Source organism: Pseudomonas sp. SBT1-2, from assembly GCF_028640875.1.
In the GTDB taxonomy this organism is placed as follows: Bacteria; Pseudomonadota; Gammaproteobacteria; order Pseudomonadales; family Pseudomonadaceae; genus Aquipseudomonas; species Aquipseudomonas chlororaphis_I.
Genome location: NZ_JAQZAA010000111.1, coordinates 101,645 through 123,995 on the forward strand (window position 1 = coordinate 101,645; position 22,351 = coordinate 123,995).

At 65.1% G+C, this 22,351-nt stretch carries 23 protein-coding genes; 17 read left to right on the forward strand and 6 right to left on the reverse strand.

Going from position 1 to position 22,351, the window contains the following annotated elements:
- Nucleotides 1–59 precede the first annotated feature (59 nt).
- Genes PVZ78_RS25905 through PVZ78_RS25925 form a run of 5 tightly spaced genes read left to right on the forward strand, consistent with a single transcriptional unit; the run spans nt 60 to nt 7,444 of the window.
- Nucleotides 60–1,889: an extracellular solute-binding protein gene (locus PVZ78_RS25905; RefSeq protein WP_273829503.1), complete on the forward strand. Its 1,830-nt coding sequence runs from the start codon at nt 60–62 to the stop codon at nt 1,887–1,889.
- On the forward strand, nt 1,886–3,739 hold the full coding sequence (locus PVZ78_RS25910; RefSeq protein ID WP_009048702.1) for an extracellular solute-binding protein: 1,854 nt from the start codon (nt 1,886–1,888) through the stop codon (nt 3,737–3,739). Before PVZ78_RS25905 ends, PVZ78_RS25910 begins: the two co-directional genes overlap by 4 nt.
- Before the next feature lies 1 nt (nt 3,740).
- Nucleotides 3,741–4,814 (forward strand): microcin C ABC transporter permease YejB, encoded by a 1,074-nt coding sequence (locus PVZ78_RS25915; RefSeq protein ID WP_009048701.1) that lies wholly within the window; start codon nt 3,741–3,743, stop codon nt 4,812–4,814.
- Nucleotide 4,815: 1 nt separating this feature from the next.
- On the forward strand, nt 4,816–5,835 hold the full coding sequence (locus PVZ78_RS25920) for an ABC transporter permease (RefSeq protein ID WP_009048700.1): 1,020 nt from the start codon (nt 4,816–4,818) through the stop codon (nt 5,833–5,835).
- Between the two features lies 1 nt (nt 5,836).
- A complete protein-coding gene (locus PVZ78_RS25925) occupies nt 5,837–7,444 on the forward strand; it encodes an ABC transporter ATP-binding protein (protein WP_038632050.1) in 1,608 nt (535 codons plus the stop codon).
- A gap of 89 nt (nt 7,445–7,533) precedes the next feature.
- On the opposite strand, the gene PVZ78_RS25930 is transcribed toward PVZ78_RS25925, so the two are convergent.
- The 5 genes from PVZ78_RS25930 to PVZ78_RS25950 all read right to left on the reverse strand — a co-directional run bounded on the left by PVZ78_RS25930 (nt 7,534) and on the right by PVZ78_RS25950 (nt 12,474).
- Entirely contained in the window at nt 7,534–8,142 is a 609-nt protein-coding gene (locus tag PVZ78_RS25930; RefSeq protein ID WP_273829504.1) for a GGDEF domain-containing protein, read from the reverse strand.
- Between the two features lie 90 nt (nt 8,143–8,232).
- Nucleotides 8,233–8,811 (reverse strand): hypothetical protein, encoded by a 579-nt coding sequence (locus PVZ78_RS25935; RefSeq protein ID WP_053268900.1) that lies wholly within the window; start codon nt 8,809–8,811, stop codon nt 8,233–8,235.
- A gap of 1 nt (nt 8,812) precedes the next feature.
- Nucleotides 8,813–10,960: a xanthine dehydrogenase family protein molybdopterin-binding subunit gene (locus PVZ78_RS25940; protein ID WP_273829505.1), complete on the reverse strand. Its 2,148-nt coding sequence runs from the start codon at nt 10,958–10,960 to the stop codon at nt 8,813–8,815.
- A gap of 23 nt (nt 10,961–10,983) precedes the next feature.
- A complete protein-coding gene (locus PVZ78_RS25945) occupies nt 10,984–11,439 on the reverse strand; it encodes a (2Fe-2S)-binding protein (RefSeq protein WP_009048695.1) in 456 nt (151 codons plus the stop codon).
- Between the two features lie 189 nt (nt 11,440–11,628).
- Nucleotides 11,629–12,474: an oxidoreductase gene (locus tag PVZ78_RS25950; RefSeq protein ID WP_028682281.1), complete on the reverse strand. Its 846-nt coding sequence runs from the start codon at nt 12,472–12,474 to the stop codon at nt 11,629–11,631.
- A 110-nt stretch (nt 12,475–12,584) separates the two neighbouring features.
- On the opposite strand from PVZ78_RS25950, the gene PVZ78_RS25955 reads away from it, so the two are divergent.
- From PVZ78_RS25955 to PVZ78_RS25965, 3 genes are all read left to right on the forward strand, one after another.
- Nucleotides 12,585–13,499 carry a LysR family transcriptional regulator gene (locus PVZ78_RS25955; RefSeq protein ID WP_038579526.1) on the forward strand — a complete coding sequence of 305 codons (915 nt, stop codon included), beginning with the start codon at nt 12,585–12,587 and terminating at the stop codon, nt 13,497–13,499.
- 124 nt (nt 13,500–13,623) lie between these two features.
- Nucleotides 13,624–14,127 carry a VOC family protein gene (locus tag PVZ78_RS25960; protein ID WP_009048692.1) on the forward strand — a complete coding sequence of 168 codons (504 nt, stop codon included), beginning with the start codon at nt 13,624–13,626 and terminating at the stop codon, nt 14,125–14,127.
- Nucleotides 14,128–14,166: 39 nt separating this feature from the next.
- Complete coding sequence (locus PVZ78_RS25965) at nt 14,167–15,000, forward strand: AraC family transcriptional regulator (RefSeq protein WP_038632036.1); 834 nt, start codon at nt 14,167–14,169, stop codon at nt 14,998–15,000.
- A gap of 108 nt (nt 15,001–15,108) precedes the next feature.
- On the opposite strand, the gene PVZ78_RS25970 is transcribed toward PVZ78_RS25965, so the two are convergent.
- Nucleotides 15,109–15,696, reverse strand: coding sequence for a LysE family translocator (locus PVZ78_RS25970; protein WP_110176631.1), 588 nt, complete (start codon nt 15,694–15,696; stop codon nt 15,109–15,111).
- A gap of 105 nt (nt 15,697–15,801) precedes the next feature.
- On the opposite strand from PVZ78_RS25970, the gene PVZ78_RS25975 reads away from it, so the two are divergent.
- The 9 genes from PVZ78_RS25975 to PVZ78_RS26015 all read left to right on the forward strand — a co-directional run bounded on the left by PVZ78_RS25975 (nt 15,802) and on the right by PVZ78_RS26015 (nt 22,348).
- Complete coding sequence (locus PVZ78_RS25975; RefSeq protein ID WP_273829506.1) at nt 15,802–16,392, forward strand: GNAT family N-acetyltransferase; 591 nt, start codon at nt 15,802–15,804, stop codon at nt 16,390–16,392.
- Nucleotides 16,389–16,895, forward strand: coding sequence for a GNAT family N-acetyltransferase (locus tag PVZ78_RS25980; RefSeq protein WP_009048688.1), 507 nt, complete (start codon nt 16,389–16,391; stop codon nt 16,893–16,895). Before PVZ78_RS25975 ends, PVZ78_RS25980 begins: the two co-directional genes overlap by 4 nt.
- A 295-nt stretch (nt 16,896–17,190) precedes the next feature.
- The gene (locus PVZ78_RS25985) at nt 17,191–17,925 is read left to right on the forward strand and encodes a YjfI family protein (RefSeq protein ID WP_408135181.1); all 735 of its coding nucleotides are present in this window, start codon (nt 17,191–17,193) and stop codon (nt 17,923–17,925) included.
- Nucleotides 17,926–17,951: 26 nt separating this feature from the next.
- A complete protein-coding gene (locus PVZ78_RS25990; protein WP_009048686.1) occupies nt 17,952–18,653 on the forward strand; it encodes a PspA/IM30 family protein in 702 nt (233 codons plus the stop codon).
- Nucleotides 18,654–18,859: 206 nt separating this feature from the next.
- Nucleotides 18,860–19,426 carry a rhomboid family intramembrane serine protease gene (locus PVZ78_RS25995; RefSeq protein WP_038632028.1) on the forward strand — a complete coding sequence of 189 codons (567 nt, stop codon included), beginning with the start codon at nt 18,860–18,862 and terminating at the stop codon, nt 19,424–19,426.
- 69 nt (nt 19,427–19,495) lie between these two features.
- Nucleotides 19,496–20,530, forward strand: a complete 1,035-nt coding sequence (locus PVZ78_RS26000; protein WP_162095139.1) for a potassium channel protein — start codon at nt 19,496–19,498, stop codon at nt 20,528–20,530.
- On the forward strand, nt 20,517–21,167 hold the full coding sequence (locus PVZ78_RS26005) for a DUF2491 family protein (protein ID WP_009048683.1): 651 nt from the start codon (nt 20,517–20,519) through the stop codon (nt 21,165–21,167). The genes PVZ78_RS26000 and PVZ78_RS26005 overlap by 14 nt, the downstream gene beginning before the upstream one ends.
- Before the next feature lie 15 nt (nt 21,168–21,182).
- Nucleotides 21,183–21,611, forward strand: coding sequence for a DUF350 domain-containing protein (locus tag PVZ78_RS26010; protein ID WP_028682288.1), 429 nt, complete (start codon nt 21,183–21,185; stop codon nt 21,609–21,611).
- Between the two features lie 20 nt (nt 21,612–21,631).
- A complete protein-coding gene (locus PVZ78_RS26015; protein ID WP_016704630.1) occupies nt 21,632–22,348 on the forward strand; it encodes a DUF1190 domain-containing protein in 717 nt (238 codons plus the stop codon).
- Nucleotides 22,349–22,351: the final 3 nt, after the last annotated feature.

The window sequence follows — 22,351 nt, forward strand, 5'->3', positions numbered from 1 at the left end:
ACAAGCTGTTACTGTACGGAGCACAAAGCCCAAGCCGCCTGGATCGGATCTCTGACTTGATGCGTCCCCTCCTCCTGTCCCTAATCAGTCTGGCCTTGAGCTTTCCCGCAAGCGCAACGATCACTGAAAGCCATGGTTACGCGCAGTTCGGCACGCTCAAGTACCCCGCCAAATTCACCCATTACGACTGGGTCAACCCCACCGCGCCCAAAGGCGGGACCTTGCGGGTCATGGCGTTTGGCACCTTCGACACCCTCAACCCCTACACCTTCAAGGGCAGCAGCCCGGTTTCCACGCCCAACTTCCTGCAATACGGGGTCAACGAGCTGAACGAGCCGCTGATGGTCGGCACCGGCCAGTACGCGCCGTCCGGCGACGAGCCGACTTCCAGCTACGGCCTGATCGCCCGCTCCGTCGAATACAGCGAAGACCGCAGCTGGGTAGTGTTCAACCTGCGCCCCGAGGCGCGTTTCCACGACGGCCACCCGATCACCGCCTACGATGTGGCGTTTTCCTACCGGCTGCTGCTCAAGGAAGGCCACCCGCAATACCGCACCAACCTGCAGGAAGTGCAGCGCGTGGACATCCTCGGCCCACAGCGCATCCGCTTCGTGTTCAAGCGCTCCGGCAACCCGCTGCTGATCCTGCGCCTGGGCGAGTTGCCGGTGCTGCCGCAGCACTACTGGAAAGACCGCGACTTCAAGGCCACCACCTTCGAGCCGCCGCTGGGCAGCGGCCCCTACCGCATCACCCGGGTGCAACCGGGGCGCTCGCTGCTGTTCGAGCGGGTCAAGGACTACTGGGGCAAGGACCTGCCGGTCAATCGCGGCTTCAACAATTTCAACAAGGTCGCGGTGGAGTTCTACCGTGACAGCGACGTCGCCTTCGAAGCCTTCAAGGCCGGCGAGTTCGACATTTACATCGAACACCAGGCGAAGAACTGGGCCAATGGCTACAACTTCCCCGCGGTCAATCGCGGCGACATCATCAAGACCCAGGTGGCGCACCAGATCCCGACCCAGACCCAGGGCCTGTTCATGAACAGCCGCCGGGCGATCTTCGCCGACCGTAAGGTGCGCGAAGCCCTGGGCCTGATGTTCGACTTCGAGTGGACCAACCGCACCCTGTTCAGCGGCGCCTACAAGCGCGCGACCAGCTACTACCCCAACAGCGAGTTCTCCGCCACGGGCCTGCCGGTCGGCCATGAATGGCTGCTGCTCTCGCCCTACCGCGAGCAGTTGCCCGCCAGCCTGTTCACCCAGCCCTTCAGCCTGCCGCAGACCGATGGCCGCGGCATCCCGCGGGCGACCCTGCGCCAGGCCCTGGGCCTGCTCGCCGAAGCCGGCTGGAAGCTCAACGGCCAGCGCCTGCTCGACAGCAACGGGCAACCGCTGCGCTTCGAGCTGTTGCTGGTCAACCCGAACCTGGAACGGATCCTCCAGCCCTACGTCGAGAACCTGGCCAGCATCGGCATCGACGCGCACCTGCGCACCGTGGATCGGGCGCAGTACAAGCAGCGCCTGGACCAGTTCGATTTCGACATGATCCTCATGACCCTGAACCAGACCCTGAGCCCGGGCCTGGAGCAATGGCAGTACTTCCACTCCAGCCAGGTCAGGGTCAAGGGCAGCAAGAACTATGCAGGCATCGACAACCCCATCGTCGATCACCTGCTGGAACAATTGCTCGCCGCGCAGAGCCGCGACGAGCAACTGGCCGCCGGTCGGGCCCTGGATCGGGTGCTGCTGTGGCAGCACTACATCATCCCCAACTGGTACCTCAACTATCATCGCCTGGCGTACCGCAACCGGTTCGCCTTCGTCACCACGCCGCCCTACCAGCTGGGCCTGAGCGCCTGGTGGCTGAAGTCCCTGGAGAAAGCCCAATGATGCCCCTGCGTGCCCTGCTCCCGTGGGCCGGCGGCGTGCTGCTGACGGGAATCGCCTGCCTCGCCCAGGCCGCCCCGCAACACGCCCTGACCCTGTACAACGAACCGCCGAAGTACCCGGCGACCTTCAAGCACTTCGACTACGTCAACCCGGACGCGCCCAAGGGCGGCACCTTCCGCGAGTCCGGTTTCGGCGGCTTCGACAGCCTCAACCCGTTCATCAACAAAGGCGTGCCGGCGGACAATATCGGCCTGATCTACGACACCCTGATGCGCCAGAGCCTGGACGAACCCTTCACCGAGTACGGCCTGATCGCCGGGCAGATCGAGAAGGCCCCGGACAACAGCTGGGTGCGTTTCTACCTGCGCCCCGAGGCGCGTTTCCACGACGGCCATCCGATCCGCGCCGAAGACGTGGTGTTCAGCTTCCAGACCCTGATGAAGGCCGGCGCGCCGATGTACCGCGGCTACTACGCCGACGTCGACGACGTGATCGCCGAAGACCCGCTCAAGGTGCTGTTCAAGTTCAAGCACAAGAACAACCGCGAGCTGCCGCTGATTCTCGGGCAGCTGTCGATACTGCCCAAGCACTGGTGGGAGCACCGCGACTTTTCCAAGGGCAACCTGGAAATCCCCCTCGGCAGCGGCCCGTACAAGGTGGCCGAGGTCAAGGCCGGACGCTCGGTGCGCTATGAGCGGGTCAAGGACTACTGGGGCAAGGACCTGCCGATCAACCGCGGCCAGTTCAACTTCGACGTCATGGCCACCGACTATTTCCGCGACAACACCGTGGCCCTGGAAGCCCTCAAGGCCGGGCAGTTCGACTACTGGCTGGAAACCAGCGCGAAGAACTGGGCCAACGCCTACAACATCCCGGCCGTGAGCGAAGGCCGGCTGATCAAGGAACAGATCCCCAACGGCAACCCCACCGGCATGCAGGGCTTCGTCTACAACCTCCGCCGCCCGCTGTTCCAGGATGTGCGGGTGCGCAAGGCCCTGAGCCTGCTGCTGGACTTCGAGTGGACCAACAAACAACTGTTCAACGGTGCCTACACCCGCACCCGCAGCTACTTCGAGAACTCGGAAATGGCCGCCACCGGCCTGCCCGACGCCGACGAACTGCAGATCCTCGAACCGCTGCGCGGCAAGATCCCCGACCAGGTCTTCACTGAAGCCTTCCAGCCCTCGGTGTGCGATGGCAGCGGCATGATCCGCGCCCAGCAGCGCCAGGCCTACCAGCTGTTGCAGGAAGCCGGCTGGCGCATCGTCGACGACAAGATGGTCGACGCCCAGGGCAAGCCGGTGGTGATCGAGTTCCTGCTGGCCCAGACCGAGTTCGAGCGCATATTGCTGCCGTTCAAGCGCAACCTCGCGGACCTCGGGATCGACCTGGTGATCCGCCGGGTCGACGTTTCCCAGTACATCAACCGCCTGCGCTCGCGGGACTTCGACATGGTGGTCGGCGGCTTCCCGCAATCGAGTTCGCCCGGCAACGAGCAGCGCGAATACTGGAAGTCCTCCAGCGCCGACAACCCCGGCAGCCGCAACTTCATCGGCCTCAAGGACCCGACCATCGATGCGCTGGTGGAAGACCTGATCAACGCCGACTCGCGCAAGAGCCTGGTGGCCCATGCCCGCGCCCTCGACCGGGTGCTGCAATGGGGCTACTACGTGATTCCCAACTGGCACATCAAGACCTGGCGCGTGGCCTACTGGGACCATATCGGCCACCCGAAGGTCTCGCCCAAATATGACATCGGCACCCAGACCTGGTGGATCAAGCCCGACGCCAAGCCGGCCGTGACCCCGGACACCCACTCGCAGGCCGCCCCCGCCGGCGTGGAGCAATAAGATGCTGGCCTACATTCTGCGGCGACTGCTGCTGATCATCCCTACCCTGTTCGGCATCCTGCTGATCAACTTCGTGATCATCCAGGCCGCGCCCGGCGGCCCGGTGGAACAGATGATCGCCAAGCTCGAGGGTTTCGAGGGCGCCACCAGCCGCATCGCCGGCGGCGGCGCCGAAGTCTCGGTGGCAGGTTCCAGCTACCGTGGCGCCCAGGGCCTGGACCCGGCCCTGGTCAAGGAAATCGAGAAGATGTACGGCTTCGACAAATCGGCGCCGGAACGCCTGTGGATCATGATCAAGAACTACGCCACCCTGGATTTCGGCGACAGCTTCTTCCGCGACGCCAAGGTGGTCGACCTGATCCGCGAGAAACTCCCGGTGTCCATTTCCCTGGGGCTGTGGAGCACCCTGATCATGTACCTGGTGTCGATCCCCCTGGGGATCGCCAAGGCCACCCGCCACGGCAGCCACTTCGACGTCTGGACCAGCTCGGCGATCATCGTCGGCTACGCGATCCCGGCGTTCCTGTTCGCCATCCTGCTGATCGTGATGTTCGCCGGCGGCAGTTATTTCGACTGGTTCCCGCTGCGCGGCCTGACCTCGAACAACTTCGACCAGTTGAGCTGGGGCGGCAAGATCCTCGACTACTTCTGGCACCTGACCCTGCCGGTGACCGCCCTGGTGATCGGCAACTTCGCCACCATGACCCTGCTGACCAAGAACAGCTTCCTCGACGAGATCAACAAGCAGTACGTGATCACTGCCAGGGCCAAGGGCCTGACCAAGCGCCGCGTGCTCTACGGCCATGTGTTCCGCAACGCCATGCTGCTGGTGATCGCCGGTTTCCCCTCGGCCTTCATCGGCATCTTCTTTACCGGATCCTTGCTGGTGGAGGTGATCTTCTCCCTCGACGGCCTGGGCCTGATGAGCTTCGAGGCGGCGATCAACCGCGATTACCCGGTGGTGTTCGGCACCCTGTTCATCTTCACCCTGCTGGGGCTGGTGGTGAAACTGATCGGCGATTTGACCTACACCCTGGTCGACCCACGCATCGACTTCGAAAGCCGGGAGCATTGAGATGAACCTGTCCCCCCTCAATCGTCGGCGCTTCGAACTGTTCAAGGCCAACAAGCGCGGCTGGTGGTCGCTGTGGCTGTTCCTGGTCCTGTTCGGTCTGAGCCTTGGCGCCGAGCTGATCGCCAACGACAAGCCGCTGGTGGTGCACTATGACGACGGCTGGTACTTCCCGGCGCTCAAGCGTTACCCGGAAACCACCTTCGGCGGCGAGTTCCCCCTGGAGGCCAACTACAAGAGCCCGTACATCCGCGAGCTGCTGGCGGCCAAGGACGCCTGGGTGCTGTGGGCGCCGATCCCGTTCAGCTACCAGAGCATCAACTACGACCTGAAGGTCCCCGCCCCCGCGCCGCCCTCGGCGGACAACCTGCTGGGCACCGACGACCAGGGCCGCGACGTGCTGGCGCGGGTGATCTATGGCTTCCGGGTCTCGGTGCTGTTCGCCCTGACCCTGACCATCCTCAGTTCGATCATCGGCGTCATCGCCGGGGCGCTGCAGGGTTTCTATGGCGGCTGGGTCGACCTGGCCGGGCAGCGTTTCCTGGAGATCTGGTCCGGGCTGCCGGTGCTGTACCTGCTGATCATCCTTGCCAGTTTCGTGCAGCCGAACTTCTGGTGGCTGCTGGGGATCATGCTGCTGTTCTCCTGGATGAGCCTGGTAGACGTGGTGCGCGCCGAGTTCCTGCGCGGGCGCAACCTGGAATACGTGCGCGCCGCCCGCGCCCTGGGCATGCAGAACGGCGCCATCATGTTCCGCCACATCCTGCCCAACGCCATGGTCTCGACCATGACCTTCATGCCCTTCATCCTCACCGGCGCCATCGGCACCCTGACCGCCCTCGACTTCCTCGGTTTCGGCCTGCCGCCCGGCGCGCCGTCCCTGGGCGAACTGGTGGCCCAGGGCAAATCCAACCTGCAGGCGCCGTGGCTGGGCATCAGTGCCTTTGCCGTGCTGGCGATCATGTTGAGCCTGCTGGTATTCATCGGCGAGTCCGCTCGCGATGCCTTCGACCCGAGGAAATGAGATGAATCAGGACAATTTGATCGAAGTCCGCGACCTCGCCGTCGAATTTGTCGTCGGCGAGCACCAGCAACGGGTGGTCGAGGGCATCAGCTTCGACATCAAGCGCGGCGAAACCCTGGCTCTGGTGGGCGAAAGCGGCTCAGGCAAATCGGTGACCGCGCACTCGATCCTGCGCCTGCTGCCCTACCCGCTGGCCCGTCATCCGTCCGGCACTATCCACTACGCCGGCCAGGATCTGCTGACCCAGAAAGAGAAGACCATCCGCCATATCCGCGGTAACCGCATCGCCATGATCTTCCAGGAGCCCATGACCTCGCTCAACCCGCTGCACAGCATCGAGAAGCAGATCAACGAGGTGCTGGGCCTGCACAAGGGCCTGACCGGCAAGGTCGCGACCCAGCGCACCCTGGAGCTGCTGGATCTGGTGGGCATCCCCGAGCCGCACAAGCGCCTCAAGGCCCTGCCCCACGAGCTGTCCGGCGGCCAGCGGCAACGGGTGATGATCGCCATGGCCCTGGCCAACGAGCCGGAGCTGCTGATCGCCGACGAGCCGACCACCGCCCTCGACGTCACCGTGCAGTTGAAGATCCTCGAACTGCTCAAGGAGTTGCAGGCGCGCCTGGGGATGGCCTTGCTGCTGATCAGCCACGACCTCAACCTGGTCCGGCGCATCGCCCACCGCGTCTGCGTGATGCAGCGCGGCTGCATTGTCGAGCAGGCGCCCTGCGAAGAGCTGTTCCGCGCGCCGCAGCATCCCTACACCCGCGAACTGCTGGCGGCCGAGCCCAGCGGCAAGCCGGCGACCAATGTGGTCGGCCCGCCGCTGTTGCAGGTCGAGGACCTGAAGGTCTGGTTCCCGATCAAGAAAGGCCTGCTGCGCCACACCGTCGACCATGTGAAGGCGGTGGATGGCATCAACTTCAGCCTGCCCCAGGGCCAGACCCTGGGCATCGTCGGCGAAAGCGGCTCGGGCAAGTCCACCCTGGGCCTGGCGATCCTGCGGCTGATCGCCAGCAAGGGCGCCATCCGCTTCGAAGGCAAGCAGCTGGACGGCCTGTCGCAGCAGCAGGTGCGGCCGTTGCGCCGGGAGATGCAGGTGGTGTTCCAGGACCCTTTCGGCAGCCTCAGCCCGCGCATGTGCGTGAGCCAGATCGTCGGCGAAGGCCTGCGCATCCACAAGATCGGCACCGCCGCCGAGCAGGAACAGGCAATCATCGAGGCGCTCAAGGAAGTCGGCCTGGACCCGGAAACCCGGCATCGCTACCCCCACGAGTTCTCCGGTGGCCAGCGCCAGCGCATCGCCATCGCCCGCGCCCTGGTACTCAAGCCGGCGCTGATCCTGCTGGACGAGCCGACCTCGGCCCTCGACCGCACCGTACAGCGCCAGGTGGTGGAACTGCTGCGCAAGCTGCAGGCCAAGTACAACCTGACCTACCTGTTCATCAGCCACGACCTGGCGGTGGTCAAGGCCCTGAGCCACCAGTTGATGGTGGTCAAGCATGGCCAGGTGGTGGAACAGGGCGACGCGCAAGATATCTTCGCCGCGCCGCAGCATCCCTACACCCGGCAGTTGCTCGAAGCCGCGTTCCTGGTGCCGGCCGCCGAGTGACAACCGGCCAATAAAAAACCGCCTGAGGGCGGTTTTTTATTGGCTGGACTTTCTCTCCGTCCAGCCCACACAGCGGGCTGGATCAGCGGCTAGTCCTTTATCTGCGGCCCGAGGCCCGGCCTGCTCATGGTCTTGTCGGCTTCCGCCAGCAAGGTTTCCACATCGGCCGGCCGGGCCGGATCGAACTCGATCTGGCCGATGCTGAAACAGATGTCGTAAATGCACTGCTGGGTGGCGGTGCGCTCGTCGAGGATGGCCTGCAGGCGAGCGATGATCGCCAGTTTTTCCACCCGTTCCGAGCCGGTCAGCAGTACCGCGAAACGCTGGTACTCCAGATGCCCGACCACGTCGCTTTCGCGAAAGGCGATGCGCAGGCCGTCGGCGAAGGTCTTGAGCGCCGCCTCGCCTTCTTCCGCCCCGTAAGCGCGGGCGATGCGGTAGATATCGTCGAGGTCGAACAGCAGCAAGGTCGCCGGGCAGTTGAGGTCCTTGCAGGCCTGCAACGCATCGCCGGCCAGCACCGCAAAGCCGTGGGGGTTGGGCAGCAGGGTCAGTTTATCGAGGTTGGCTACCTGCACCGCGGCCAGCTCCTGCTCGGCCCGGCGGTTCTGATCGCGCAACAGTTGCCGGGACGGGTCGTCCGCCTCCGGGGATGGCACCTGGTCCGGTGCCTGGACAGGCTTGTCTGGGGAAAACATCGCACACTCCATTGGCGGGTAACTCCTATAGAGCTTAGTTGCCAGGGCCTGCGACTGCCCGCAACCAGCCCTCCCAGGGTGCCCCTGGCGTCAACTTCCGACCGCCGGACAGGGTCCGCCCGCCTCGGCCCAGAGTTTGAACTGGCTGACGAAGATGTCGTGGGGCACCGGGACCGGCGCGCGGTTGCCACCGGGGTTCCAGCCCCAGAGCACCAGCTTGTCTTCGCTGACATGCTTGATCAGCGCGGCAAAGTCGCGGTCGCCGTTGCTGGCCTTGTCCTTGATCATCTGGCACAGGCGGTCGGCCGGCAGGCCGATCCAGGCCATCTTGTGCGCCGCCGGCGGCAGGCTCCAGTGCGGCGCCCCCGGCGGCATGTGCGGGCCATAGCTGGCCGGCGGGTTGCTTTCGCCATGGCAGGTGGCGCACGGCAGCCCCGCCGCGCCCTTGCCGTCCAGGCCACGGACCACGGCCATGGCATGGGGTGTGCCAGCGTCGAACTGCAAGGGCGCATCCCCAGGGATATGGCAATTCTGGCAGCGCGGGCTCTGGAACACCTTCTGCACCGTCGCGAACGCCGCCAGCGCCGGTTCATCGGCGGCGAACAGGTCCGAGGCATAACCGCCCAGGCCGACCAGGATCAGCGAACCGAGGAACAGGTGGCGTTTCATCTCACACCCCCGCCAGTTGCAACGGCAGCTCGCGCAGCCGCTGGCCGGTCAGGGCGAACACCGCGTTGGCCACCGCCGGCGCCGTGGGCGGCACGCCCGTCTCGCCGATACCGCCGGGCTTGTCGGTACTGGCGACTATATGCACCTCGACCTGGGGCATCTCGTTCAGGCGCAACACCTGGAAGTCGTGATAGTTGGACTGCACCACCCGGCCGTCCTTGAAGGAAATGCGGCTGTGCAGGGCCATGCCCAGGCCGAAGGTGATGCCCGACTCCATCTGCGCGACGATGCTTTGCGGGTTCACCGCGATGCCGCAATCCACCGCGCAGACCACCCGGTGCACGCGAATCCGCTCGGCCTCCAGGGACACCTCGGCCACCTGCGCCACATAGCTGCCGAAGGACTCGTGCACCGCCACGCCCAAGGCATGGCCGTTGGGCACGGGCTTGCCCCAGCCGGCCTTCTCCACCGCCAGGTTGAGCACGCCCAGGTGCCGCGGGTGATCCTTGAGCAGGATGCGGCGGTATTCCACCGGGTCCTTGCCCACCGCGTCGGCCATCTCGTCGATCAGCGACTCGACGACGAACGCGGTGTGGGTGTGGCCCACGGAGCGCATCCACAGCACGGTGATGCCGGTCATCGGCGAATGCAGGTCGACCCGGTGGTTCGGCGTGCCCTTCAGGTAAGGCCCGTCCGCCAGGCCCTCGACCGAGGTGTTATCGATACCGTTCTTGACGAAGCTGGCCTCGAACGAGGTGCCGGCCATGATCGACTGCCCCACCAGCACATGCTGCCAGGCCAGCGGCAGGCCCTGGGCGTCCAGGCCGACCTGCGCCTGGTGCAGGAACGCTGAGCGGAAGTAGCCGCCGCGCACATCGTCTTCCCGCGACCAGACAGTTTTCACCGGGGCGGCGGCGGCCTTGGCCACCTCCACCGCTTCGCTGACGAAGTCCGAGGTCGGGTTGGCCCGGCGGCCGAAACCGCCGCCCAGAAATTGCGTATGGATCTGTACCTGTTCCGGCTTGAGCCCGGTGATCTTCGACGCGACCATCTGGTCCAGGGTCTGGAACTGGGTGCCGGTCCAGATCTCGCACTTGTCGGCGCCGATGCGCACCGTGCAGTTGAGCGGCTCCATCGGCGCATGGGCCAGGTACGGCACGCTGTATTCGGCCTTGATCACCTGCGCCGCCTTGGCCATGGTCCCGGCCGCATCGCCGGCCTCGGCGACCTTGGTCCCGGGGGTCAGCGCCAGCTTGCGAAAGCTCTGCATCAGGCTTTCGCTGCTCATGTTGGCGTTCGGCCCCAGGTCCCATTCGGCCTTGAGCGCATCGCGCCCCTGCTTGGCCGCCCAGTAATGCTCGGCGACCACCGCCACGCCCGTGGGCACCTGGAGCACCTTGATCACCCCAGGCACCGCCAGCGCCGCCTGGGGATCGAACGACTTGAGCGTGCCGCCGAACACTGGCGAACGCAGGACCACGGCGGTCAGCAGGCCGTCGAAATACATGTCCATGCCGAATTGCGCGCGGCCGGTGATTTTCTCCGGCGTATCCAGGCGCTTGGTCGGCTTGCCGATCAGCCGCCAGTCCTTGGCCTCCTTCAAGTGCAGCGAGGCCGGGTCCGGCACCGGCAGTTGCCCGGCGTCGTTGGCCAGGTCGCCGTAGCTCAGGCGCTGGTCACCGGCCACCACCCAGCCCTGCTCGGTGTGCAGGGTCGAGGGTGCTACTTGCAGGCGCTTGGCCGCGGCTTCGATCAGCATCTGGCGCGCTGCGGCGCCGGCCTGGCGATAGCGGTCGAACTCCATCCAGGTCGAGGTCGAACCGCCGGTGATCTGCATCCCGCCGAACGCCGGCAAGCCATACACCGCGGCGGCCGGCGCGTGCTCGACGCGGATCTTCGACCAGTCGGCATCCAGTTCCTCGGCAATCAGCATCGACAGCCCGGTCCAGATGCCCTGGCCCATTTCCGAATGACCGAGCACCACGGTGACCATGCCGTCCGGAGCGATGCGCAAGAAGGCATTGGGCACAAATTCTTCGCTCGCCGCCCGGGCAAAACGATTGGCCCCCGGAATGACGAACGCCACCACCAGGCCGCCGCCGAGCAGCGCCCCCCCTTTGAGAAATCCACGACGCGACGCAGTGATCATGCCTTGTCCCTCTTAATGCCGACTCAGCCGATTTCGGCGGCGCGTTTGACCGCCGCGCGGATCCGTGGGTAGGTGCCGCAGCGGCAGATATTGCCGGACAGCGCCTGGTCGATATCGCTGTCGGTGGGCGACGGGATCTTCGCCAGCAAGGCCGCAGCCGACATGATCTGCCCCGACTGGCAGTAACCGCACTGCACCACGTCCAGCTCGGCCCAGGCGCGCTGCACCGGGTGCGAGCCGTCCGTCGACAGGCCTTCGATGGTGAGGATTTTCTGCCCGTTGGCCACCGCCGCGGCCGGGGTCACGCAGGAACGCAGCGGCGCGCCGTCGACATGCACGGTGCAGGCGCCGCATTGCGCCATGCCGCAGCCGAACTTGGTGCCGGTCAGGTGCGCCACATCGCGCAGCACCCAGAGCAGCGGCATGTCCGCGGGCACCTCGAGCTGCTGGTCCTTGCCATTGATATTGAGTGTCAACATGCACAATTCCTCAGGCCGAGGGGGGACAGGATTCACGGGATCCTGGAGCGGCGTCGCTGTGGCCGAAGGCCTACGCGCGCCGCGAGGTTTTCCATACAGCTAAGCGCAGTTTGCCGAACAGGCCGGATTCTGCGACCGCCGGTCACGCCCAGCCGGCCTGGACGGGGCGGCCGGGCGATGAGCGCAGCATCAGAAATCGGTGGAGGCCGACAGCGCCCGCCAGGTCGCGGTTTCCTGCTCGACGTAGGCGTTCTTCGCCGCGATGGCGCCCAGGGTGTCGGTGCCCAGGGGCAGGCGCAGCGGCGGTTGCTCGGCTTCGACCAGGGCGATCATCGCCTGCGCCAGCTTGTCCGGATCGCCCGGCTGCTGCTGGTTATAGGCCTTGGCCTGCTGGCGTACCTGGCCAACGGTGGTCGTGTAGTCGGCGATCGAGGCCGGCGACTCCAGCAACGAATTGCCATCGAGGAAGTCGGTGCGGAAGTAGCCCGGCTCGACCACCGTGACCTTCACGCCCAAAGGCGCCAGCTCGCTGTGCAGGGCTTCGCTCAAGCCTTCGACGGCGAACTTGGTCGAGCAGTAGACCCCGTAGCCCGGCCCCGACTGATAGCCGCCGATCGACGAGATATTGATCACATGACCGCTGCGGGCGGCGCGCATGTGCGGCAGCACCCCGCGGGTGACATTGAGCAGGCCGAACACGTTGGTTTCATAGACCCGGCGGATCTCGTCGCCGCTGGCCTCCTCCACCGCGCCGAGCAGGCCGAAACCGGCGTTGTTGACCAGCACGTCGATGCGGCCGAAATGCTCGACGGCCATCTGCGCCACGTCGCGGGCCTGGGCCTCGTCGGTGACATCCAGTTGCGCCGCCAGCAGGCCCGGCTGCGCGCCGAAACGCTCGCTGAGCGACTGGGCATTGCGCGCGGTGGCCACCACCGCATCGCCGTGGGCCAGGGCTGCGGCGGTGATTTTCGCGCCGATGCCACGGGAAGCCCCGGTGATCAGCCAGACACGTTTGAAAGGGGTTTGAGCAGTCATGATCAGTACCTTGTAAGGAGTGGGTGAGCACAAGGTACGCAGGAACATTGGTGAGAAAAATGGCTCCGTGCTACAAGCACTATGAACGTGTCTTTCATAATGGCCTTGCAATGAACCAGGACCCTTTCGACGGCCTGACCGAGTTTCTCGCCGTCGCCGAACACAAGAGCTTCACCCTCGCCGCCAGCCAGCTGGGGGTGACCCCGACCGCCGTGAGCCATGCGGTAAAGACCCTGGAGCGGCGTACCGGGGTGCTGCTGTTCCAGCGCACCACCCGCCGCGTGGCCCTGACGGAAGCCGGCAGCAGCCTGTTCATCCGCCTGCGCCCGGCCGCCAGTGAAATCGGCGACGCCCTGGCGGTGCTGGGCAGCTATCGCGACCGGCCGATGGGCACCTTGCGCCTGACCGCGCCACGCCTGTCCGGCAAGCTGCTGATCGAACCCCTGGTCTCGCGCTATCGCGCGGCCTATCCCGACGTCAGGCTGGAGATTTCCCTGGACGATGCCACGGTCGACCTGGTCAGCGAGGGCTTCGATGCCGGTATCCGCCTGGGCGAGTCGATCGAAAAGGACATGGTCGCCGTGCGCCTGACCCCGGACCTGCAATGGTCGGTGGTGGGCTCCCCGGACTATTTCGCCCGGGCCGGCAGGCCGCAGACCCCGGAAGAACTGACCCGGCACCAGGGCATCGGCTTTCGCTTCCTCACCTCGGGCACGACCCACCGCTGGGAGTTCCGGCGCAATGGGCGGGATTTCACCGTCGGCGTCGAGGGTGCGCTGGTGGTCAACGATCGGCACTTGCTGGTCGCCATGGCGCGGGGCGGACAGGGGCTGGCCTACGCCTGCGACTTCGAGGTGGCCGACGACCTGGCCAGCGGGCGCCTGGAGTCTGTGCTGCAACCGTTCGTCCCGCTGAGTTCGGGCCTGTACCTGTACTTTCCCAGCCGCACCCAGAGCCAGCCGAAACTGCGCGCCTTCATCGACATGGCCAACGCCTGGGTCGCCGAGCAAGGGCGGCGATCCTGAGCCGGATGCGCCGGCTCGATACCGCTCCTCGCCCGGCTGCGCTTTGTCGATCTACGGCAGTCCCGGCCGCCCCCGGGCTGGCTACGCTTGCTCAAGCGTGGACCATCCGCCGAGGAGAACCGTCATGTCGCTCATTCATCGCATCACCCCCTGCCTGTGGTTCGACCATCAGGCCGAAGCCGCCGCCCAGTTCTACTGTTCGGTCTTCGAGCACTCGCGCATCACCGCCCTCACCCACTACGGCAAGGCCGGCTTCGAGTTCCACGGTCGCCCGGAAGGCTCGGTGATGACCGTGTCCTTCGAGCTCGATGGCCAGACCTTCACCGGCCTCAACGGCGGCCCGGTGTTCCAGTTCAACGAAGCGGTTTCGCTGCAGGTCAACTGCCAGAACCAGGGTGAAATCGATCATTTCTGGAGCGCCCTGTCCTACGGCGGCGATCCCCAGGCCCAGCAGTGCGGCTGGCTCAAGGACAAGTTCGGATTGTCCTGGCAGATCGTGCCCTGCGCGCTGAACCACTGGATGACCGCCCCCGACACGGCCAAGTCGCAGCGGGTGATGCAGGCCCTGCTGCAGATGAAAAAACTCGATATCGCCGCGCTGGAGCGAGCCTTCGCCGGCGAGACCTAATACACTCGCAGGCCGACGCTTGCCGATGGGATGCCTTTGATGAAGCCGAGCTTGAGCCCCAGCCTCGATACCGCCCCGCAGTTCTGGCGCGATGCGGCGCTGCCCTTTATCGAGGCCCGCTCGATCGCCGACGGGCGCAAGGTCTGTTACGCCCGGCATGCCCACGAACATTTCTCCATCGGCGCCATCACCGCCGGGCACAGCACCTACCTGCACGAGCAGGCGCAATTTCGCATCAGCGCCGGCACCGTGGTGCTGATGAACCCCGGCGAAGTGCATGCCTGCAACCCGATCGACGACCAGCCCTGGTCGTATCTCATGCTCTATGTCGACATTGCCTGGCTGACCGATCTGCAACATCAACTGGGGTTCAGCCAGGACCAGGGCTTTCGCGCCTTTTCCACGCCCCACAGCGACGACCCCGAACTCTATGCCGGGCTCAACCGCCTGTATGAAGTGCTGGTGGACGAACAGGCCGAGGTCCTGCAAAAACACAGCGCCGCGGTGGCGTTTTTCAGCGACCTGCAACAGCGCCTGAACCCGGCCAGCCGGCCACCGCGCGAGAGCAACCAGAAGCTGCAACGGGCCGCCGACTACATTCGCCAACACTGCACCCGCTCGCTGAAGCTGGAGGAAATCTGCCAGGCCGCCGAGCTGTCGCCGTCCTACCTGATCCGCGCCTTCAAGCAGCATTACGGCATGACGCCCCACGCCTTCGTGGTCAACCAGCGGGTGCAGTTCGCCCAAAGCCGGCTGCGGGACGGCGAGCCGATCGCCGACGTGGCCCTGGAAGCCGGCTTCGCCGACCAGGCGCATTTCCAGCGCGCCTTCAAGCAGCACCTGGCGGCGACGCCGGGGCAATATCGCGGGTGATGCGTCGCCCCCGGTGGCTCTCATCGCGAGCAAGCTCGCTCCTACAGAACACATGAATCCTGTAGGAGCGAGCTTGCTCGCGATAAGGCTAGACCGGCCAACGCCCTCTCAAGGCAACAACAGATACACCGCACTCGCCACCAGCAGCGCCGCCATGCTGCGGTTGAACAGACGCATGCCCTTCGGGTTGCTCAGGTACTGGCGCAAAAACGTCCCGGCGTAGGCCCAACAGGCAATCGACAAGTAGCAGATCACGAAGTACACCAGCGCGAATTGCCACACCAGCAGCGCCTCGCCATTGGCGGCAAACGCGCCCATGCCGGCGACGCAGGCCAGCCAGGCCTTGGGGTTGAGCCATTGCATGATCGCGCCGTACCAGGCCGACGGCGCCTTGGCCTGGTCGTCGCTGCCCAGCCGGCCGTCGTCCAGCGCCAGCTTCCAGGCCATGAACAACAGGAAGGCCACCCCGAACAGCTGGATGCCGCGGGTCAGGAACGGCCACAGCCGCAACAGCTCATGCAGGCCCAGGCCGATCAGCACCAGCAACAGGACAAAACCCAGGGTCGCGCCACCGACATGCCGCAGGCTGGCGCGAAAGCCGAACTGCGCGCCGGAACTCAGGGCCACGATATTGACCGGGCCGGGGGTAATCGAAGAGGCTAGCGCGAAGGCCGCCATGGAAAACACTACGCTCATCACACACCTTCAAAGGATCAATCGGAGAGTCCGGTGACCAAGGTAAGTGCGCAGGCCGCCCAGTGTATTGAAGAAAAATACCCCCCTCGCGTACGGACGAACCCTATGCCCGATGCTCCCCCTTCCGCGACCACCCTCACCGCCCGCCTGCTGCTGCGCGCGCCAACGGCCGCCGACCTGGACGTCACCCACCTGATCCACAGCGACCCACGGACCCAGCGCTACAACCCGGCCGGTCCCGACAGCCGCGAGAGCTGCCAGCACCGGTTGCAGGGCTGGATACAACACTGGCAGGACCAGGGTTTCGGCTATTGGGTGGTCTGCGACCGCGCCCAGCCCGAACGGGTGCTGGGGTTCGGCGGCGTCATGCACAGCCGCTTCGGCGAGCGCAGCGGGCTGAACCTGTACTTTCGCTTCGCCGTCGAGGCCTGGGGCCAGGGTTACGCCAGCGAAATGGCCGGCGCCGCGCTGCACCTGGCGTTCCGCGTGCTGGGCAAGGAACAGGTGATCGGCCTGGTACGCCCCGACAACCTGCCGTCGCGCCGCGCCCTGGAGCGCCTGGGCCTGACCCGCGACGGCGAACTGGACGACTTCCCCGGCCTGGCCCCCAGCCTGCTGTACAGCCTCAGCGCCGAACACTACTTCGCGGCCAAGGCCGCCTCGCCCACCGACACCGTGCGGAGCCTGGAACCATGAGCCAGATCGAACTGCACCCGGCCCAGCGCGACGAGCTGCAATGCATCGAAAACCTGATGCAGTTCTACCTGTACGAACTCAGCGAGTGGCTGCCGCTCAAGCTCGGCCGCCACGGTCTGTTCGAGATCCGTCCGTTGCTCGAATACTGGCGCGAGGCGGCCACGCGCCCCTACCTGATCCGGGTCGATGGCGAACTGGCAGGTTTCGCCACGGTGGACGACAAGGTGAAACTGGCCGAGGTGCAGTACAACCTCGCCTACTTCTTCGTGGCCCGGCGCTTTCGCGGTCGCGGCATCGGCCGGCAGGTGGTGAGGCAACTGCTGGAACAGCTGCCCGGGCACTGGCAGGTCGTCCACATCGACGACAACCGGCCGGCCCGGGATTTCTGGGCCCGGGTCATTCCCGCGCTCGTCGGCGACGCCTACAGTTGTCATCCGATCACGGCAGACGGCTATCCCTGCACCCTGTATAAATTCCACGTCCCGACATCGCCCGGGCGATGATCAACAGCCTCGCCCACTGCACAAGGACCGCCCCGGCATGGATTCAATGAGCCTTCTGGACACCGAGCACTGGCGCATCAGCTATCGCCGCGATGCCCAGGTCGAACGCTTGCGCCCGCGGCTGGCGAGCTTGAATTGAACCCCGGAAACCTCGCTTTACCGATGGAAACCGCCGTTCCAGAGCCCTCCAGTTATTTTTTCGATGCATCGAAAAATATCACGCGTGAGTCATTGAGTCGTAACAAAATCCCCTGTAATGTTCTCACGCGTGATACGTGCACAACGGAGTCACCCCATGAAAAAGACCCTCCCGGCCAGTCAGCCTGCTGACCTACCGGCTTCCTCAGAGAGTCGACAAGGAGAGCGCTCGAAACCTTCCAGCAACAAGGCCTCCAGCAACAGGGCCCCCAGCAGCAAGGCTTCCGCCAAGAAGCCGTCGAGCTTCTACATGAAGCAGATGCGCGCGGGCCTGAGTGCCGCTGGTTATGTGAAACACGAAACCTGGGTACTTCCGGAAAACCGGAGCGTGCTCAAGCACATTGAGAAGAAGCTGCGCCAACCCCTGATCGGCGGCGCACCGGTATTGGAGAATGACATGATCGCAGGTGAGAACTGGACCATCGACCGCCTCTTCAGCGCCTTGCAGGCCCTGGACGAAGTGACCTCGAACGAAATCGGCCTGAGCCTGATTCAAGGCGCCGAGCCAAGCATCAAGCTGGAAATGCACGACTTCGGCGGCCTGCCGATCTACATCGCGGTGGTCGGCGAGCAGATCATCGTCGACACCGTGCTGGTGGACCTGGAGTCGATCAACGACGTCGCCCGCTTCAATGACGCGGTGCTGCGCAGCCGGGAGATGTTCCCCCTGTCCTCGATCGGTATCGAGTCCATGCCCAACGGCCAGACCGTCTACAACATGTTCGGCGCCCTGAGCGCCAGCTCGAACCTGACCAACGTGGTGACCGAGGTCAAGACCCTGGTGGACAACGTCCAACGCGCCACCGAAGCCTTCGAAAGCTTCTTCAACTGATTGCCGAGAATCCGGAGTACGCCTACATGACTCAGTCCATCTGGAACAAACTGTTCACCGCCCTGCGCGGCGGCGCCAACGAAGTCGGCGAAAGCATCGCCGACCAGCAGGCCCTGCGCATCCTCGACCAGGAAATCCGCGACGCCGACAACGCCCTGTCCAACGCCAAGCGCGAGCTGGTCACCATCATGGCCAAGCACAAGCTGTCCACTGAGCGGGTCAGCGAATTCACCGCGAAGATCGCCGACCTGGAATCCAAGGCCCTCGCCTCGCTGCAGGCCAACCGCGAAGACCTGGCCCTGGAAGTCGCCGAAGCCATCTCGACCCTGACTACCGGCCTGGAAGCGGAGCAGAAGCAAGCCAGCGAATTCGGCGCCTACGCCGAGAATATGCGCAAGGACATCGGCAAGGCCGAGGCGCGCATCCGCAGCCTGCGCCAGCAAGTGGACATGGCCAAGGCCCGGGAAAGCGTGCAGAAGGCCCAGGTCAGCGCCTCGATCGCCAGCGGCGGCGCCAACGGCAAGCTGGAAACCGCAGTCAACACCCTGAACCGCCTGCAGGCCCGCCAGGATCAGCGCGCGGCGGAAATGGAAGCCCAGGAGCAACTGGCCGATGCGAGCAACGGCAACGACCTGGAACGCCGCCTGCGCGAAGCCAACATCGTGCCGGACCAGGGCAGCGCCAACGCGATCCTCGAGCGACTGAAGAAACAGAAGTCGGCCGAGTAAGGCTCCTGGAGCAGTAAAAAAGGCACGCGGTGCAATGCCACGGAAACTGTAGGAGCGAGCTTGCTCGCGATGGACTGGAGAGCGCCGCGCTCATCCAGTCAGTACGCGGTATCGTTAACGATCATCGCGAGCAAGCTGCGCTCCTACAATGGATCACCTGCGCTTAAGCACCCTGCGCCCTTTTTCTGGCCTATGGGAGGGCCTCGATGGCAGTTGCAAACGGTTTCAAGACCCTGGCGGGCCTGGCCCTGGTGATGATCGCCGTACAGGTGCTCAACAGTCTGAGCGGCTACAGCCTGAATCTCTTCGGCCTGATCCCGCGTACCCTGCAGGGTTTGCCGGGGATACTCACCTCGCCCTTTCTCCACGGTTCCTTTACCCACCTGACCGCCAACCTGGTGCCCTTGCTGATCCTCGGCGCCATGGTGATCGCCGAAGGCCAGCGGCGCTTCGTGGTGGTCAGCCTGATCATCGTCCTGCTCGGCGGCGCCCTGGTCTGGCTGTTCGGCTTCAGGGGCATCCATGTCGGCGCCAGCGCCTGGGTCTTCGGCCTGTGGGCCTACATCCTCACCCGCGCCTGGTTATTGCGCAGCTGGAGCAGCCTGCTGGCCGCCGCGGTGACGATGTTTCTGTATTCCGGCCTGGTCCTGGGGTTCCTGCCACGGGCCGGGGTTTCCTTCGAAGGCCACATCTTTGGCGCCTTCGCGGGGTTCATCGCAGCAAAAATGCTTTTATCCGGCGCCAAGCCGATGTCTAATGCCGCGCGGCAATGAGCCATGCCTTGCCCGGGCACGGCGCGCTGCATCACGGATAGATCAGCTCAACAGGAAATCAGGGATTCGATGTCGATTTTCATCTTGCTTCGGGTATACGCGGCCACCTTCTTCCAGCGCTTCGGCTGGATGGGCCTGGCCATCGCGCTCGGCGTGCATGCCGCGACCTCCTACCTCGGCCTGGTGGCCCTGGGCGAGCAGCACCTCACCGCGCCCGCGACCTTCATCTATTTCTATTTCACCACCACCCTGACCGTGGGTTATGGCGACCTGTCGCCGCAATCCGCCGCAGGCCGGGTCTTTGTGGCGGTGTGGGTGATGCTCGGCGGCATCGCGCTGCTGACCGCGGCCATCGGCAAGACCACCAGCAGCGTTATGGACCTATGGAGAAAAGGCATGAAAGGCAAAGGCGACTTCACCGGCCAGACCGGGCATACCGTGCTGGTCGGCTGGGAAGGCGCGTCCAGTGAGCGGGTGATCGAATTGCTGCTGCAGGACGAAACCTCCAACGACAACCTGATCGTCATCTGCGACGCGACCCTCGACGAGAACCCGATGCAGGGCAAGGCCGCCTTCGTCAGGGGCGAAAGCCTGTCGTCCGCGGCCCTGCTGCTGCGCGCCGGGGTGCCCGGCGCCGAACGGGTGCTGGTGCGCACCAGCTCCGACGACCTGACCCTGGCCAGCGTGCTGGCGATCAACCAGCTGCGCCCCGCCGGCCATGTGGTCGCCCACTTCAACGACAGCGAAATCGCCACCCTGGCCGCCTCCTACGCACCGAAGCTGGAGTGCACCTCGAGCATGGCCATCGAGATGCTGGTGCGCTCCTCCCAGGACCCGGGCTCCTCGGTGGTGATCAACGAACTGCTGTGCGTCGGCCAGGGCGCCACCCAATACGTCATGCGCCTGCCCGAGACTTACGAGGGGCGTTTCGCCGAACTCTACGTACGCCTCAAGGAACATTACAACGCCACCCTGATCGGCTATCGCGCCCGCGGCGCGCAACACCCGCAGATCAACCCGCACAGTGATACGCGGATCCAGGGCGGCGAACTCTTCTACATCGCTTCCAACCGCCTCAAGGACATCGACAATGGGATGGTTTAAACGCTTTCTGGGGCTCCAGGCCCCGGCCACCACAAGCTCGAGTTTCGCCACCGGCCCACTGGGCCTGAGCATGGGCGCGGGCATCCGCTTCGATGCCAGCCTCAAGCTGCTGCTCGCCGACAACAGCCGCGTGGCGATTCCCGGCGACCAGGCGGTCTACAGCGAAGGCCTGGTGGACCTGGGCCAGTCCGAATGGCTGTCGCGCTACTACCTGGACGACGAGGACTACTGGCTGCAGGTGCACACCAGCGGCGGCATCGACGGCCAGGTCAAATCGATCATCCTGTTCAACTACCTGAGCAACCAGGCCGTCAACAGCGAAGCCGAGCTGCGCCGCCTGGCCGGCCCGGACAGCCTGATCGGCCAGCCCACCTACAGCCTCGACGGCGTCGAGTACCAGCGCGAATGGGGCACCGAAGCCGGGCAGACCGAGCTGGTGCCGCTGCGCGAGCAGGTGTCCAAGCCGGACGAAACCTTCGCCTTCGAAAGCCACTCGATGCTCTATGCCCGTGACACCGGCCTGACCAATCGCCGCGAATTCCTGCTGTTTTCCGTGGAGCAATACGCCGACGGCAGCGTCAGCCTGGTGACCTCACTGGGCATTTCCCTGTACATGACCGACCTGCAAACCCTCTGACAAGGACCAGAACCCATGCTTGAAGCCCTTTCCATTTCCCTGAACAAATTCGCCGTGGTCGGTTTCCTGACCTACATCCTCGGCGCGGCCGTGCTGTTCGCCCTGTTCCAGTTCGTCTACACCCGCCTGACGCCACACAAGGAGTTCCAGCTGATCCGCGAGGGCAACATCTCCGCCGCCATCGCCCTGGGCGGCGCCATCATCGGCTTCGCCATCCCGGCGAGCAATGTCATCGCCTACTCCATCAGCCTGCTGGACTTCGCCGTCTGGGCGCTGATCGCCGCCGTGGTGCAACTGCTGGCGTTCCTGATGACCAGCCTGGTGCTCAAGGGCACTTCGCAGCGCATCCGCAACGGTGAAATCGCCGCCGGCATCTACGTCGCCGCGGTGGCCATCAGCGTCGGCCTGCTCAACGCCGCCTGCATGACCCCTTCGCAGAACTGATCGACCGCACGGAGCCCTCGATGAAACGAAGCCAATACGTTCAGCTCTCCCTGGCCGCCTCGGTGGCGCTGGCGATCTCGGGCTGCAACTCGGAGCCGGAGACCCTCGCGGTCCAGCAGAAATTCAACTTCCAGTCGGTGCAGGAATGCGTGGACGGCAAGATCGCCGTGGACGTCTGCTCCGATGCCTATATCAAGGCCATGGCGGAGCACCGCGCCCAGGCGCCGGTCTACGACAACCAGGCCGATTGCGATGCCGATTTCGTCGAAAACTGGTGCCAGGTAGATTCCAACGGCAAGTTCGTGCCGAAGCTGGGCGGCTTTGAAATCAACGCCCAGGGCGCCTTCACCCGCGAGCAGCTGGCGGCGGCCGGGGTCAGCCCCGGAGCCGGACAGGGTTCGTCGCTCAGCAGTATCGACAGCGGCCTGCTCACCGGCCTGCTGATCGGCAACCTGCTCAGCGGCGGTAGCCGCAACTATTACTCCGAGCCGGTCTACCGCTATCGCGACGACCGCGGCAGCTACGCCAACTCGACGCTCAACCAGCGCATCGCCAGCGGCTCGACCTTCTCCAAGTCGCGCCAGGCGCAGTCGGGCAGCGGCTTTAGGACCACCACCCGGCCGATGTCGGTGTCCTCCTCCACCTCCCGTGGCGGCTTCGGCAGCCAGGCCAGCGCCCGCAGCGGCTGGGGCGGCTCCAGCTCCTCGAGCTGGAGTTCGGGACGCTCGAGCAGCTAAGGA

Coding starts and splice junctions, on each gene's coding strand:
- PVZ78_RS25935 (WP_053268900.1), bottom strand. CDS start 8,811: ATGAAACGCCACCTGTTCCTCGGTTCGCTGATCCTGGTCGGCCTGGGC.
- PVZ78_RS25965 (WP_038632036.1), top strand. CDS start 14,167: ATGAAGCCGAGCTTGAGCCCCAGCCTCGATACCGCCCCGCAGTTCTGG.
- PVZ78_RS25980 (WP_009048688.1), top strand. CDS start 16,389: ATGAGCCAGATCGAACTGCACCCGGCCCAGCGCGACGAGCTGCAATGC.
- PVZ78_RS25955 (WP_038579526.1), top strand. CDS start 12,585: ATGAACCAGGACCCTTTCGACGGCCTGACCGAGTTTCTCGCCGTCGCC.
- PVZ78_RS25970 (WP_110176631.1), bottom strand. CDS start 15,696: ATGAGCGTAGTGTTTTCCATGGCGGCCTTCGCGCTAGCCTCTTCGATT.
- PVZ78_RS26000 (WP_162095139.1), top strand. CDS start 19,496: ATGTCGATTTTCATCTTGCTTCGGGTATACGCGGCCACCTTCTTCCAG.
- PVZ78_RS25905 (WP_273829503.1), top strand. CDS start 60: ATGCGTCCCCTCCTCCTGTCCCTAATCAGTCTGGCCTTGAGCTTTCCC.
- PVZ78_RS25915 (WP_009048701.1), top strand. CDS start 3,741: ATGCTGGCCTACATTCTGCGGCGACTGCTGCTGATCATCCCTACCCTG.
- PVZ78_RS25995 (WP_038632028.1), top strand. CDS start 18,860: ATGGCAGTTGCAAACGGTTTCAAGACCCTGGCGGGCCTGGCCCTGGTG.
- PVZ78_RS25930 (WP_273829504.1), bottom strand. CDS start 8,142: ATGTTTTCCCCAGACAAGCCTGTCCAGGCACCGGACCAGGTGCCATCC.
- PVZ78_RS26015 (WP_016704630.1), top strand. CDS start 21,632: ATGAAACGAAGCCAATACGTTCAGCTCTCCCTGGCCGCCTCGGTGGCG.
- PVZ78_RS26010 (WP_028682288.1), top strand. CDS start 21,183: ATGCTTGAAGCCCTTTCCATTTCCCTGAACAAATTCGCCGTGGTCGGT.
- PVZ78_RS25960 (WP_009048692.1), top strand. CDS start 13,624: ATGTCGCTCATTCATCGCATCACCCCCTGCCTGTGGTTCGACCATCAG.
- PVZ78_RS25920 (WP_009048700.1), top strand. CDS start 4,816: ATGAACCTGTCCCCCCTCAATCGTCGGCGCTTCGAACTGTTCAAGGCC.
- PVZ78_RS25985 (WP_408135181.1), top strand. CDS start 17,191: ATGAAAAAGACCCTCCCGGCCAGTCAGCCTGCTGACCTACCGGCTTCC.
- PVZ78_RS25950 (WP_028682281.1), bottom strand. CDS start 12,474: ATGACTGCTCAAACCCCTTTCAAACGTGTCTGGCTGATCACCGGGGCT.
- PVZ78_RS25910 (WP_009048702.1), top strand. CDS start 1,886: ATGATGCCCCTGCGTGCCCTGCTCCCGTGGGCCGGCGGCGTGCTGCTG.
- PVZ78_RS25975 (WP_273829506.1), top strand. CDS start 15,802: ATGCCCGATGCTCCCCCTTCCGCGACCACCCTCACCGCCCGCCTGCTG.
- PVZ78_RS25925 (WP_038632050.1), top strand. CDS start 5,837: ATGAATCAGGACAATTTGATCGAAGTCCGCGACCTCGCCGTCGAATTT.
- PVZ78_RS25990 (WP_009048686.1), top strand. CDS start 17,952: ATGACTCAGTCCATCTGGAACAAACTGTTCACCGCCCTGCGCGGCGGC.
- PVZ78_RS26005 (WP_009048683.1), top strand. CDS start 20,517: ATGGGATGGTTTAAACGCTTTCTGGGGCTCCAGGCCCCGGCCACCACA.
- PVZ78_RS25940 (WP_273829505.1), bottom strand. CDS start 10,960: ATGATCACTGCGTCGCGTCGTGGATTTCTCAAAGGGGGGGCGCTGCTC.
- PVZ78_RS25945 (WP_009048695.1), bottom strand. CDS start 11,439: ATGTTGACACTCAATATCAATGGCAAGGACCAGCAGCTCGAGGTGCCC.